This window comes from Paenarthrobacter sp. AMU7, from assembly GCF_041200195.1.
GTDB lineage: Bacteria > Actinomycetota > Actinomycetes > Actinomycetales > Micrococcaceae > Arthrobacter.
Map to the genome: position 1 here is coordinate 191,550 of NZ_CP165735.1, position 13,584 is coordinate 205,133.

General features: G+C 61.4%; 13 protein-coding genes. 8 read left to right on the plus strand and 5 right to left on the minus strand.

Features of this window, described 5'->3' with window-relative positions:
- Nucleotides 1–2 precede the first annotated feature (2 nt).
- Nucleotides 3–1,058, minus strand: coding sequence for a LacI family DNA-binding transcriptional regulator (locus tag ABQM86_RS00915; RefSeq protein ID WP_369745722.1), 1,056 nt, complete (start codon nt 1,056–1,058; stop codon nt 3–5).
- Between the two features lie 142 nt (nt 1,059–1,200).
- On the opposite strand from ABQM86_RS00915, the gene ABQM86_RS00920 reads away from it, so the two are divergent.
- The 5 genes from ABQM86_RS00920 to ABQM86_RS00940 all read left to right on the plus strand — a co-directional run bounded on the left by ABQM86_RS00920 (nt 1,201) and on the right by ABQM86_RS00940 (nt 6,665).
- A complete protein-coding gene (locus ABQM86_RS00920) occupies nt 1,201–2,577 on the plus strand; it encodes an extracellular solute-binding protein (RefSeq protein WP_369745723.1) in 1,377 nt (458 codons plus the stop codon).
- 178 nt (nt 2,578–2,755) lie between these two features.
- Entirely contained in the window at nt 2,756–3,517 is a 762-nt protein-coding gene (locus ABQM86_RS00925; RefSeq protein ID WP_337340153.1) for a sugar ABC transporter permease, read from the plus strand.
- Between the two features lie 2 nt (nt 3,518–3,519).
- A complete protein-coding gene (locus ABQM86_RS00930; RefSeq protein WP_369745724.1) occupies nt 3,520–4,410 on the plus strand; it encodes a carbohydrate ABC transporter permease in 891 nt (296 codons plus the stop codon).
- Nucleotides 4,411–4,499: 89 nt separating this feature from the next.
- Nucleotides 4,500–5,462, plus strand: a complete 963-nt coding sequence (locus ABQM86_RS00935) for a D-2-hydroxyacid dehydrogenase family protein (RefSeq protein WP_242703466.1) — start codon at nt 4,500–4,502, stop codon at nt 5,460–5,462.
- Nucleotides 5,463–5,522: 60 nt separating this feature from the next.
- Entirely contained in the window at nt 5,523–6,665 is a 1,143-nt protein-coding gene (locus tag ABQM86_RS00940; RefSeq protein ID WP_207595643.1) for a glycerate kinase, read from the plus strand.
- Here ABQM86_RS00940 and ABQM86_RS00945 read toward each other — a convergent pair whose 3' ends face one another.
- On the minus strand, nt 6,666–6,896 hold the full coding sequence (locus tag ABQM86_RS00945) for a DUF2630 family protein (protein WP_354231617.1): 231 nt from the start codon (nt 6,894–6,896) through the stop codon (nt 6,666–6,668).
- Nucleotides 6,897–6,989: 93 nt separating this feature from the next.
- Between ABQM86_RS00945 and ABQM86_RS00950 the strand changes: the two genes are divergently transcribed.
- Both ABQM86_RS00950 and ABQM86_RS00955 read left to right on the plus strand, forming a co-directional pair.
- Nucleotides 6,990–7,433 carry a YdeI/OmpD-associated family protein gene (locus tag ABQM86_RS00950; RefSeq protein WP_337340155.1) on the plus strand — a complete coding sequence of 148 codons (444 nt, stop codon included), beginning with the start codon at nt 6,990–6,992 and terminating at the stop codon, nt 7,431–7,433.
- Nucleotides 7,434–7,481: 48 nt separating this feature from the next.
- Nucleotides 7,482–7,925 (plus strand): hypothetical protein, encoded by a 444-nt coding sequence (locus ABQM86_RS00955; protein ID WP_369745725.1) that lies wholly within the window; start codon nt 7,482–7,484, stop codon nt 7,923–7,925.
- A 54-nt stretch (nt 7,926–7,979) separates the two neighbouring features.
- On the opposite strand, the gene ABQM86_RS00960 is transcribed toward ABQM86_RS00955, so the two are convergent.
- Nucleotides 7,980–9,239 (minus strand): MFS transporter, encoded by a 1,260-nt coding sequence (locus tag ABQM86_RS00960; RefSeq protein WP_369745726.1) that lies wholly within the window; start codon nt 9,237–9,239, stop codon nt 7,980–7,982.
- Nucleotides 9,240–9,294: 55 nt separating this feature from the next.
- Here ABQM86_RS00960 and ABQM86_RS00965 point away from each other — a divergent pair, with 55 nt between their 5' ends.
- Nucleotides 9,295–10,248: a DUF5937 family protein gene (locus tag ABQM86_RS00965; protein WP_337340158.1), complete on the plus strand. Its 954-nt coding sequence runs from the start codon at nt 9,295–9,297 to the stop codon at nt 10,246–10,248.
- 48 nt (nt 10,249–10,296) lie between these two features.
- On the opposite strand, the gene ABQM86_RS00970 is transcribed toward ABQM86_RS00965, so the two are convergent.
- On the minus strand, nt 10,297–10,848 hold the full coding sequence (locus ABQM86_RS00970) for a dihydrofolate reductase family protein (protein WP_280625423.1): 552 nt from the start codon (nt 10,846–10,848) through the stop codon (nt 10,297–10,299).
- Nucleotides 10,849–10,889: 41 nt separating this feature from the next.
- Nucleotides 10,890–11,201, minus strand: a complete 312-nt coding sequence (locus tag ABQM86_RS00975; protein ID WP_369745727.1) for a hypothetical protein — start codon at nt 11,199–11,201, stop codon at nt 10,890–10,892.
- Between the last annotated feature and the right edge of the window lie 2,383 nt (nt 11,202–13,584).

The window sequence follows — 13,584 nt, forward strand, 5'->3', positions numbered from 1 at the left end:
GGTTAGTAGGTGGACTCCCGGCCTTTCAGCTCATGCGGGATCACTACTTCCTCGGCAGGGAGGTCGGTTCCGGCGATCCGGGCCAGCAGCAGGCGGCAGGCTTCGTCGGCAAGGGCGGGCATGTCGGGAGCGATGCTAGTCAGTGAGGGGGACATGAATGCGGCCTCGGGGATGTCATCCCAGCCGGCCACTGCCATCTGCTCCGGTACCCGTAATCCCCGCCGCCTGAAAGCGCGCAAGGCGCCCACGGCAAGGACATCGCTGGCGCAGACAACGCCGTCGCAGTCAGCGCCCGAGTTCAGGAGTCGCAGGGCTGCAAGCTCGCCTTCTTCGCGGCTGTAGTGCTGCACGTCCACCACCAAATCCGGCTCGTAAGGAATGCCGCATTCCTCCAGCCCACGCCGGAAACCATCCAGCCTGAGCATGGCCGTGCCCTCCCCGCTGCCCGGGCGTGCGCCGATGAAGCCCAATCGTCGTCGCCCCCGGGCTGCAAGATGGCTGACGAGATTCCGCGCGGACGCGTCGTTGTCAATGCTCACGTGGGGAACGCCTGCTCCACTCAAACGTTCACCGAGCAGGACCATGGGGGTGGTGTCGGTGCGGGTCTGAAAAAGGGACAAATCCATGGTCAATGGACTGTAGATCACGCCGTCCACCATCCGGTCCCGATAGCCTGCCAACACGGACTTCTCTGCCTCGGGATCCAAGCCGAAAACCTCGGTGAGGACGGTGTAGCCCCTGCGTTTGGCCGCTGAGATGACTTCCTCTGCAAGTCGGCCAAAATAGGGTGAAGAAATTTCGGGAACAGCCAAGACCAGGGTGTTGGAAGTTCCTTGGCGCAGTTGGCGCCCCGCAAGGTTGGGGCGGTAGTCCAGCTCCGCGATGGCGGCTAGAACTTTGTCCCGTGTAGAAGCCCTGACGTTGGGGCGGTTATTGACAACGTTGGACACCGTTTTCCATGACACGCCGGCCAGGCTGGCAACCTCTTTGACCCCCGGTTCGCCGCTTCTAGTCCTCCGCACAGCAGGCCGTACAGGATGAATTTCGTCAGAAGTCATGCGTTGCGTTCCTAGCGGCGTCGGTGAACCGGTCAAGGCAAGGATGCCCTTGACAAACTCTATCGGCCCCTTCATTGTTTCTAACGTTAGAACTTTATCAAGGACGTAAGTTCACCAGCGTCGCGTCGGGCAGGAAACATCGATGTACGAGCCAAGAAGTCTAAAGTCGCTGCTGCGACCCAACCAAGAGCAGTCTCCCAAGCAGGGTCTCTATGCGGGCTCTTCGGGAATCAGCCGGCGCGCAGTGCTGCGCACGGCAGCTGCAGCCAGTGGAATTTTCGCTGCGGGCGCCCTAACCGGGTGCGCCGGCCCCTCAAGCGGGACGCCCATTCAGTCCTGGGATCTGTTTTCAGGTGCTGACGGCGTGAAAATGCGGGCCATGATAGGGGCCGTCAGCACAGCCAAGGGCATTGATGTCCGGCCAGTCACGCTGGCCTGGGGATCGCCCTACTACACCAAGCTGGCCATGGCAGCCTCCAGCGGCAAGGCTCCGAATACCGCAATCATGCACCTCTCACGCTTGGCCGGTTTCGCACCCGAGCGCCTGCTCCAACCCTATGACCTGGAGCTATTGGCGGAGTATGGGCTAAAGCCGGCGGATTTCGCTCCTGCAGTGTGGGAGAGGTGCTTCTACAACGGAAAACTCTTTGCTGTTCCCATGGACACCCATCCCTTCATCCTGCTCTACAACAAGAACTTGGCCGTCAAGGCCGGCATTGCGGACAGCGACGGCAAGCTTTGGGAAATTTCCTCACCCCAGGCACTCATGGAGGCAGCCTCCAGAATGGCTGTCGCCACTGGAAAGCAGGGTCTCTCCTTTGGCCATGTGCTGGACTCCGCGCAGTCCTGGCGACTGTTTTGGGGCTTCTACAATCAAACCGGGGGCGGATACACGATGACCGCCGGGCAGCCTGCACAGATTGACAAGGCCAAGGCAACAGAGGTGTTGACCTTCCTGAAGGAGCTGCTCGACGGCAAAATGGCCGTCAACAACCAGACGTACCATGGCGCCATTGCCGACTTCACTACCGGTGCCACAGGCATGATCTTCTCCGGTGAATGGGAGCTGCCCGCGTTCGCCAAGGCAGTGCCCAACCTTGGCGCCGTTCCCATGCCGACCCTCTTTGGCACACCGGCCAGCTACACCGATTCTCACGTCTGGGTACTGCCGAAGCAGGTACACAAGGATTCCGAAGCTTACAAAGCCTCACATCAGTTCGTGGCCGGAATTCTCAAGGAGGGACTCAATTGGGCCCAGGCGGGCCACATTCCGGCGTTCACTCCGATCCAGGCCACGGATGAATACCGCGCGTTGGTGCCGCAGGTGGATTACGCGGCTGCCGGCGAAACACCGGCGTTCGATCCTGCTGTGTGGTTCGCGGGTGCCGGCACTGATTTTCAAAATCAGCTCTCACAGACGCTTTCCGCCGCGCTACAGGGCACCGTCACGGTGAAGGACGCCGTGGATTCCATGATGGAGCACGTGCAGACGATGCTCTCAGCCCCCAACCCCACGTAACGCCGAGGTGAAAACAATGCTGACAGAGCTCTCCGAAACCAAACCTGGCACCGCGTTGGTTAGTCCAATTCCGGGACGGAAGATCAGGCAGGCCAGTGGATTCTGGTATGTGGTCCCTTTCCTTGCAGCCTTCGCCCTTTTCCTTCTTTGGCCCATTATTTCCGGACTGTGGATGAGCATGACCAACCAGAGCCTCACGGGTGCCGGGGGCGAGTTCACAGGATTCGGTAACTACGCGGAAGCCTTGGGAGACAAGGCCGTCTGGCAGTCGCTGGGCAACACCGCCGTCTTCACCCTCTTCACCGCAGCACCCCTGGTGGTGTTGTCGTTCGTGATGGCGCACTTGGTGTACGTGGGACTTCCGGGCCAGTGGCTTTGGCGCCTCAGCTTCTTCGCACCGTACCTCCTGCCCGTTTCGGTGGTGGCCGCGCTGTGGCAGTGGATGTTCCAGCCGGGCTTCGGGCTGGTCAACGCCACACTGGACGCATGGGGAATCAAGCAGATCGGCTTCCTGAACACCGAAGGTGTGGCCATGTTCTCGGTGGTCCTGGTGACTATTTGGTGGACCGTGGGCTTCAACTTCCTGCTCTACCTTTCAGCCCTTCAGAACATCCCGGACCACCTCTTCGAAGCGGCGCAGCTGGACGGGGCGGGGCCGTGGCGGCGTCTTTTCTCGATCACCATTCCCATGGTTAACCGAACTACAGTCATGATCGTCATGCTCCAGATCCTGGCATCGCTGAAAGTCTTCGAGCAGATCTACCTTCTGACGTCCGGCGGCCCCCGCGGCAGTACCAGATCGGTCCTGGAGTACATCTACGACATCGGCTTTAGCGGTTACAGGCTGGGTTACGCCTCGGCCATTTCCTACCTCTTCTTTGCACTTATCGTCGTCATCGCAGTGGTTCAGTTGCGTCTGATGAACAGGAAGGCGTCCTGACCATGTCCATCGAAACGCAAACCCGGCCAGCGGCCCCGACTCGATCTCCCCTCAGGAACAGCGCACAGAACGGCAGCACAATTGCCAGGGGCGGCGGGATTCTGGCGCTTGTCATCCTCGCCCTCATGTGGCTGCTGCCTATCCTTTGGGGTGTCACCACCTCCCTCAAAAGCGAAGAAGACGCCGCTACGTCACCTTTTGTGGCACCCGCATCCGGCTGGAACTTCGATGCCTACGTGCGAGTCCTCAGCCAAGGGGACGTGCCGCGATGGATGCTGAACAGCCTGGGCATCTCGATTGCCGTCACCGTCCTGACCGTAGGAATTTCGGCACTTGCCGCGTACGGCTTCTCCCGCATGGAATTTCGGGGGCGGAGATGGCTTTTCGCGATGACCGTGGCATCCATCATGGTCCCCGGCCAAATTCTCATTGTGCCGTTGTACCAGCAGATGAACTCCATGCAGCTTGCTGATACATGGGCGGGCATCGTCCTGCCGCAGGTGGTTGCTCCCATGATGGTGTTTATTCTCAAGAACTTCTTCGACACCATCCCCAAAGAGTTGGAGGAAGCGGCCAGGATCGACGGCGCCGGCGGCCTTCGCGTGTTCTTCACCATTGTGATGCCGCTGTCCCGCACCATCCTGATTGCCGTCTCCATCTTTGTGTTCATCGGAGCGTGGAATAACTTCCTGTGGCCTTTCATCGTCACCAACAACCCGGATCTGCTGACGCTTCCGGTTGGCCTCGCGACCATCAAGAACGCCTACGGTGTCCAGTACGCGCAGACCATGGCCAGCGCCATCCTCGCGGCCCTGCCGCTGCTGATCATGTTCATGCTGTTCCAGCGCCACATCGTGAAGGGCTTCGCGACCTCCGGTTTGGGCGGCCAGTAGCGCCGGCAGCCCGACCATCTCCTGGAGAAATCAAAACCCAACGCGAGATGGGGTTGAGTACCACTGGCCGCCACGCGAGGATAAGGAACGTGACCCGATTCCGTTTAGCCATCCTGGACGATTACCAGCAGGTCTCCGGCGATTACGCCCCGTGGGACTCACTGCTCGACGACGGCGTTAAAGTGAGCGTTTTCAGCGCACCTTTCGTGTCGGAAGAGCAAGCCGTGGCCGCCCTGGCGCCGTTCGACATCATTGTGGCGATGCGCGAACGCACGCGTTTTCCCCAGGATGTCCTTGAATCCCTGCCCAACCTGAAGCTGCTGGTGACCACCGGCATGGCGAACGCAGCCATTGACTTGGAAGCAGCGGCAGAGCGGGGCATCGTGGTGTGCGGAACGGGTGGTTCTCCGGCAGCGGCGCCCGAGCTGACGTGGGCTTTGCTCATGGCCTTTGCCCGGAATCTGACCGTGGAGGAGAACTCCCTGCGGGCAGGCGACTGGCAGGCCGGCGTCGGGTTTGAACTCGAAGGCAAGACGCTGGGAATCGTTGGACTGGGCAAGATCGGCAAGCGGATCGCGGGCTACGCGAAGGCTTTTGGGATGGACGTTCTCGCGTGGAGCCAGAACCTCACTGCGGACGCTGCCGAGGCCGTCGGTGCACGGAAGGTCAGCAAAGAGGAGTTGTTCCGTGAGTCTGACGTCGTAACGCTGCACCTCCGGCTGTCCGAGCGGACTGAGGGGATTGTCGGTTCCAAGGAGTTGCGTCTTCTCGGCCCCGAAGGCGTGCTGGTCAACACCGCGCGGGGTCCTTTGGTGGATGAGGCTGCGCTGATCCAAGCACTGGAGGAGGGGTGGATCCGCGGCGCGGCGTTGGACGTGTTTGATGAGGAGCCCTTGCCGGCCGGGCACGCGCTGTTGCATTCTTCGCGGACCATGCTTTCCCCACATATCGGTTACGTGACGCACGAGAGTTACCGGCAGTTCTATGGAGGGGCTTTCGAGGACGTCAAAGGGTGGCTCGACGGGGCACCAGTTCGGGTGATCAACGGTTAAATCAGCCGCTGCATTACGCGCGGGCAAGCGCTTTCCGAGCGAAGCTGGCAAGATGGACCCATGCGTATCCTCATCGCCCCGGACAAGTTCAAGGGATCACTGACCGCCGCCGAAGCCGCGTCAGCCATGGCCGAAGGCGCTCTCCGTGTTTACCCCGATGCCATTACCACCCAGTTCCCTGTGGCCGATGGCGGGGAAGGCACGCTGGATGCTGCGATCGCCGCAGGCTACGAAGAACGAAACAACGCGGTGGTCGGCCCCATCCTCAAGCCTGTCGGAGCCTCCTGGGCGATCCGGAAAGACGCTTTCGGCGGGGCCGGCGTTGTCATCGAAACCGCGATGGCTTCCGGCCTGGCCCACATGGAGCCGACGCCGGAGAATTCCCTGCGTGCCCACAGTTACGGCTGCGGCCAGTTGATCGCCGCTGCCCTCGACGCTGGTGCCACCGAGATCGTGCTCGGCCTGGGTGGTTCGGCAATGTCCGACGCCGGTAGCGGCGCCCTGCGTGCTTTGGGGCTAAAGCCCCTCGATGCGGCCGGGAATGTGGTGCCGCTCGGCGGAGGTTCCTTGGCCGACGTCGTGGCCATAGATGTCTCCGAGCTGGATCCGCGGCTGTCTACCGTGAAGTTCCGCATCGCCGTCGACGTCCAAAACCCGCTGTACGGCCCCGAAGGTGCCGCTCATGTTTTCGGTCCGCAAAAGGGTGCCGATGAGGATGCCGTTGAAAGGCTCGACGCCGGCCTCCGCAACTGGGCGTCGCTCCTTCGGGAAGCTACTGGCCGCGACGTGAACGTTCCGGGAGCTGGAGCAGCTGGTGGGTTCCCGGCGTCGTTCCTGGCTTTCACTGATGCGGAGCTGGAAGGCGGCTTCGCGCTGGTCGCCGGCCTGACAGGCCTCGCGCAGCATTTGGGCGAGGCCGATCTGGTCATCACCGGCGAAGGGTCCATGGACGAGCAATCGCTCACAGGCAAGGCGCCGATCGCACTTGCCGACGCCGCAAGTGTGCACGGAATTCCCGTCATCGCAGTCGCAGGGCGCATTACGGTAACGCCCGAAGACCTGGCGAAGCACGGCATTGTGGCCGCGGCCCAGTTGTTGGACGTTGCGCAGCGCAAAGATGGCGTTCCTGACGTCGCCGACGCTGTAGCCAATGCAGCTAAATACCTCGCTTGGGCTACCAGCCAGGTGCTTGAGGGAGCCTGACTACTGCCGGTAGCCTTCGACTTCGCTGACGGGCCGCGGCTCGGCGTCGTCGGGATTCCCGCCTGCATCCTTCTTGGCGCGACGTTGGCGCAGCAGGTCCCAGCATTGGTCCAGTTGCGCCTCCAGTTGGGCGAGGCGGGCGGAGTCGTTTTCCGACCCTTCGGAGTCACGCAAGCGGTGCTCCTCTTCGACCAGCGATTGGATGCGTTCCAGCAGGTCCTGGTTGTCCATGTCTAAGACTCCTCGATGTGGGTTGCGCGGTTATCTCGAAAGTAGTCCTGTTGGTGCAGTGCGTCTACCAATGGCCAACGGCATACTGGGGACATGAAATTCACAACCACCATCGTTGGCGATGGCAACAAGGCCGGCATCGAAGTTCCCGACGAGATCGTTGACGGGCTTGGCGCCGGCAAACGGCCGCCGGTGGTGGTGACCATCAACGGGCAGAGCTATCGCAGCAGCATCGCGGTGATGGGCGGGAAGTACATGGTGGGCGTCAGTTCGGCCAACCGTGAGCTCACGGGCGCTTCGGCTGGAGACACGGTTGAGGTTGGCCTCGAAGTGGACACCCAGCCACGCGTGATCGAGGTGCCCGAGGACTTGGCCGCCGCGCTGGATGACGAACCTGAGGCAAAGGCCTTCTACGGGACCCTGAACTACAGCTCTCAGCGGCGATACGTAGAGCCGATCGGTGACGCCAAGACCGAGGAGACGCGTGCCCGGCGGATAGCGAAAGTGGTCGCGGATTTGAAGGCGGGGAAGAAGTAGCCCAGTTGGCCGTAGGCTGGTTTTTTCGACCTTGGAGGGGGACTGCCCGTGGTCTACGACCGGGAGCGTGAGCGGCGCGACGACGCTGCCTATGCGGAACATAAGGAAGCTGTGGCACGCGGCGAGAAGCGTGTCCTTCGACGGACCAGCACCGGTGAGTTGCACAGCTATCCCATAGAGGAGATCGGGTTTACGCCGGGACGGGGGCAGGCGCAGGTCAGTTCGTGGTGGGGCATGGCAATATTGGCTGCTTTTGGGGCGGTGGGATTCGTTGCCACGGTGGTGCTGTTCATCATGCCTGCGTTCCAAGGAGATGGGCCCTCATGGGGTGCTCTGTGGCCCATGGGCATTGCGGGTTTCCTGGCTTGGTACGGGTTCAGCTTGTCCAAGGATGAGTATCGGGCAACACAATTACGCAAGAAACGGGGATCCCCGAAGCCTGGCACGGGAAACGTGGACGTAAATCTGCTGGAGCTGGGTAGCCGTCAGTAGCTCGATTCGAGGACACCACCCAGGAGTCGTCCGGGGTGCAGTCATGTTGCACCCTCAGGCGAGTGCCGCCGTCGTCGACGCCTTCCGCGCTATCAGCGCGATTCCCGCCGCCGAGGCAAGGAAGACGGCACCCAGGATGGCCCAACCCAGCGTGCCATGTTCGACGACGGTGGCGGTCACCACGAGCGGTGCGAGCATAGCCCCCAGGGCAGATCCCATGCCGAACATCCCTTGGTAAGCGCCTGCTTGATGGGGGTTGGCGAGTTCGAAGCTGAGTCCCCAGGCTCCCGCTTGCGAGAGGATCTCCGCGAACGAGTGAAGAAGTGCCGCGCCGGATAGAAGGCTGATGGCGGCGATGACCGGCACCCCGCCCGCCGCGGCGTAGAGCGCGCAGGCCACAGCCATGAGCACGCCGCCAATCATCACGATCTTTCCCGCACGCCGGGGGTGCTCTGTACCGCGGGACAACGGCACTTGCAGCAGAACGACACACAGGGTGTTGATGACAAGGATTGCCGATATCAGGACGTCTGGGGCACTGGTGTCCTGCGAAATCCACAGCGGTACGCCCATCTCGGCGAGCCCAAACTGCATGCCGAAGATACCGGACAGCACGGTCAGCAGTACGTAGCGGCGGTCCTTGAAGGGGGAGATGCCCCGCGTTGGGGCAGGTTTGGCGGGATCGTGGCGGGGTGCGTCCACCCTGGCGGGGAGGCGGCGGAGGGCCATCGCGCTCAGGAGGTAGGCCACGCCAGCGCCGATCATCATTGCCCGGAAGGCACCCGCGGTACCGGCCAACAACGCGAGCCCGGCGATCATGCCTCCCACGGCGATGCCGAGGTTGGTGATGGTGCGGAGGACTGCGCGCGCATTCACCCGGTTCGGGCCGTCGAAGGCCCGGGCGATGATCGCGGACCGCGTGGCATTCGCGCCCCGGTCCACGCCGACTGCTATACAGGCGATGACGACGGCGGTGCTGAAGTTCCCGGCGAACGTATAGCTTGCGATCGCGAGACCCTGGACGGCGACCATGCCCACAAGGAGTCGACGTGCGGAAAAGTGGTCGGCGAGTCGACCACCGATGTACGACGTCGCGACCCCGACCCCGCTGGAAACCGTGAGGATCACAGCGATTTCGAGGGCACTCAGCCCGACGAAGCGGCTGAAGTACAGGACCGTCAGGGTGAGGAAGATTCCGCGGCCCACTGTGGATACCAGGATGGCGGAGGCGAGGATCTTGAGGGCGGGATCAGAGAGCGCGACGCGGAGGTTGTGCTGCGGAGCGGGGGCGGTATTGGCAGGGGATTTAGTCACACCCCAGTTCTGTCACCCCCTGACGGCGGGCGGTATTGATGTAGCGTAATGCTTCATGTTGAAGTACGAGTTGTCAGAGGCAGATCTGGGCGGCGTGCGCTTTGGCATCTCGCCCCTCTGCGAACTGGGACTCTCCCTCAGGGCTGTTCGCGATCCCAGCCAGTACCCGCTCCAGCTGCCTTGGTTGCGTCGGACGGAAGAAGCCCGCTCACGTTTGGACCTCGATGGATTGCTGTCCTTGGTGGATGACCGGCTGTGGACACCGGACTTCCTGAACCCCCGGCCCCAGTCACCACTGACCAGAATCGACGACGAGTTCGCAGCATTGGAGCAGCTTTCAGCCGAGCAGTTCCACGGGGATCTGGTCAGGGTGCACGGCGCTGTCCCGACAGTTTTTTCCGGGCCCGTTGGGCCGGCGATCCGACGCATGGTCGGTATCCTCCGGGACTTCTGGGAAACCTGCTTCGAGCCGCACTGGCTGCGCATGCGCACCATCCTGGAAGCGGACATTGTCTACCGGGGCCGGCAGATTGCACAGGCCGGGCTGTTCACGATGCTGAACGATTTGTCCGGTGCTGTGGAATTCGATGGCCGCGTCATCTCCGTGCGGCTGAAGAATCCGGCGTCGCGGACCGAGAGGACGGACGGCTTGGGGCTGACACTTGTTCCCACCATGTTCACGCGCCGGGCCTCTGCTCCCGTGAACCACGGCGATCCGCCGCTGCTGATGTACCCCGCCAGGGGCCAGGGCGCCATGTGGGAAACGGAACGGATCACGAACCCGGCCGCGATTGTGGCCGTATTGGGTGAGGTCCGGACCAGCCTGCTCACCGCCTTGGCAGCCCCGGCCTCGTCCACAGAGTTGGGCCTGCGCTTTGGCGTCACAACGTCGGCCGTGAACCAGCACCTCAGGGCACTCCGGGACGCAGGACTCGTGACGTCAACCCGCTACGGCCGCAGTGTGCTCTACTTCCGGAGCGAACTGGGCGCGGCGTTGCTGCTGGGGTGACTTCACAGGCAGGACGACGGCGGCAGGCGAGTGTCGCCGTCGTACGTTTTAGTCTTTGCGGAGGCTGTAGGTGCTGATCACGTTGCCCTTGCTGGTAGCGTACTGGTCCTCCAACACGAGCCGGTGCAACGGGTCGCCGTCCTCAAAGAGCCGCCGCCCGCTGCCGGCCACCACGGGATGCGTCATGAGGGTCAGTTCGTCCAGGATGCCCGCGAAAAACAGTTGGCGGACCAGGGAGATGCTGCCGCAGACGGCAATCTCGCCGCCATCCCGGGACTTGAGGTCGGCGACGAACTTCTCCACATCGCCCTCGATCAGGTGCGAGTTCTCCCATTCAAGGGGCTCTGTGAGGGTGCGCGATGCGACGAACTTTTCCACGGGATTGATGAAGGCAGCAAAGTCCTCATCCCGAGGTGCGGTGGGCCAATATCCGGCCCACTCCTGGTAGCTGACCCGCCCCAGGACCACGGTGTCCACCGTGGTGATCATCTTGGTCAGTCCTCTGCCGAGTTCGTCGTCGAAGCTGTCGAACTGGAACTTGAATGGGTCCTGAACCACGCCATCAACGGAGTGGAACAGGCCGGCGGTGACTTTGCGCAATTGTTTCTCCTGTTGGGCGGCGGGTGTTTGGAGTGTTGGTGTTAGGCGGCGCGGCTGGTGGTTTGGAGGCCGCGGGGCGGAAGGGCGGTCACATTGTTGTGGTCCGGGTTGAGGCGCACGGGCACTTCATGGAGTTCGGCGTAGACTTGGAGTTGTTTCAGTGCATCCTCATCAATGGTCGCTTGGGACAGGTCCATCTCCACTCCGAGACCGCCGCCAAGGCCCTTGGTGCGTTGGACCACTGGGTAGAGACCCTGAAGGCTCAAAGCGGTCACGCGACCGGTCGCTTCGATCTGAATTTGCTCGCCGTCTACGTCGACGCGAACAACAACGGAGAGCTTCTCGCTGGCCAATGCACTGCCTTACATCCTTGCTGCCACGCTGCAGCGCCCCCAGCGTATGTGCCATGTGTGACCTGCGCAACATTACGACGGCGGTGGCCGGCATTTCAGTTGCGGCTGAAGATCGTCGGCGTCAGGCAGGCCGCTGTATACCCACGCATGGATATGGGCTCCCGAGTCACAACCCAACTGTCCCGGAAGTTGTCTTTGTAACAGCTGGTTGCAGGGGATGTTTTGGGACAACATACGGGACTGAAATGTTACGTCGAGGCTGATTCGGCATTCCACCAGTGCTCAAAAGTGCCTTGATGAATGGCCTAAAGCCGTTTGCAAGATGCCCCGGCGTGGATGCCCTTTAGTCCGTTTTGCGGCGGGGCGCGGTGTCGGGGTGCCGTCGCCGCCTAAATCGGCCGAGTGGGACCGTCCCAACGAGAGTGTTCCAGTACTAAGGAAGTGGGACGGCTAACCGTGTAGCGTTTAGGGCACCTTCACCGGGCATTTTTGCGGGCGGGTCTTACGGGAATCCCGTAGCGCTGGAACGGCGGCGATGTAGATGCACGTCAGATGCGGCCGGTGGGGGACCGCCTTACGGGCGGTCGTGTCTTGTCGCCGGACTGACTGGCTGGAGAGCCTCGGGCGCTACAGTGTGCCCATCAATCCGACTAGTACCTTGGCGCTTGGAATCAACCTGCATCTCTTCAAGAGCGGGGGCCGGCAGAGTGCCCTTCCAGGCGGTCACTCACCCGAAAGTCGGTTCACCTATCGGCCGAACTGGGGCCTTCCGGGCTGGGCAGACGGTGAGCTGACGGCTGCGCCGGTGCTCGGATTTTCCAAACAGAACATCAGCCCGGGGAAATCCAGCCGCGCCGTGATAGTTCCGCCCGAGGAAGCACCCGCCTGGTTCACAATACGGATAGGCGAGGAACTACTACTGTACGAGGGCCTTCGAATCTGCGGGAGAGGCACCGTCCTTTGGACAGAACCGACGACGTCGCCGCTACAAACTGAGGAGGAAGAACGGCTCGCTGCGTGGCTCATTAACCCACCTACCGAATAACGGACAAATATTCGCTCGCCTGTAGTCTGGAAACCTTGCGGTCTAGCCGCCCCAACATGTTGCTGAAGATTGAGGATTCGAAGATGGTCCATCCTGTCGCACAAAGGACAGCAGGCAGCCTCCCCAAGGTGCTTCGAACATCAAGTTACCTCTGGCTTTCAGCCGCAATCCTAGCTTGCATTCAGCCAGTCGTCTTGATGTTCACGTGGGACGCGAGCGTCATTGTTATGCTCGTTAGCGGTCTGTTCCTCTTTCTATTTATGGCTGTTCAGATCCGGGCAGCTTTGGGACTCCTCAGAGGTCAACGCTGGGCGAGGGTAGTTCTTTCTATCTTGGCTGTTTTGGCTCTCGGAGGAGTTTTCAATCTCGTCCTGACGCCTCTCGCAGTAGCGGTCCTGATCTTGACGTTTGCCGGTTCCGTGCTGATATGGATGCCAGCATCCAGCGGATATATCCGACAATGCGGCCCCTCCAGCGATCAAGCGCCAGCTCGCGAGTCCCAGCTCTAGAACTGGTAGAGCAGTGTCTTCGTTCTTCCGCTTGGCGCAATGTCCGCAAGGGATCCCTCACCCGGACGCCCACAGCTTGCCTTCGCTCGCGCCGCTGACCGAAGCTCGGCAACGATGAGATGGCTACGATTACTTCAAGTCCCTGTAGCCGGATTTTTGGAAGTGAACTATGCAGCTGGAATTTGACTCTGAGGTACCTGTAAGGAAAGTCAGGCTGACGCTAGCTGTCGATGAGCTCGAAATATTCTGGGGGTCTTTTCGTGAGACCTTGGAGGCTGTCGACGAACACGAGTTCCAAACGCGTGTTGGGTTTGGGTCCCAGGAAGTCCGACGACTGCAGGCTGAGCTAGCACGGCTGATGAACACCCTTCCCTACGTGCCAGAGTAAAGACCTCTGGCTATTCCGAACATGCATTCGTGAATCCGGTCAGAAGGACTGCGCACCTGGTCAGGGAATCCAAGCCCCCAGCTGGAGTCAGGCCCAACACTTCACCGGACTCCCGGCGTCCGCTGAAGGATCCTCGAACGGACGTGCGTAGCTCGTACTGTGATGCTCGTACGCTATGAGACATTGACGTCAGGACTTGTCATGGACCGGGTGCAAATGGTCGTCTTATTGATCGCAACTCTCGTCTTCGTTGGGTTTATCGCCTTGGTGATCACGGGGAAGGCCGGCAACACCGCTGTTCCCTAGTGGATCCTGCAGAAGAGTGCCTCACTTATTCGTTGTGTCGGCACCATGTTCACGTCACGGGGTTGGAGCCATTCTTCTACGTTTGCGGGGACCTCCTACGCTGCGCATTGCGACGGATAAGGTAGAGAGTGAAGA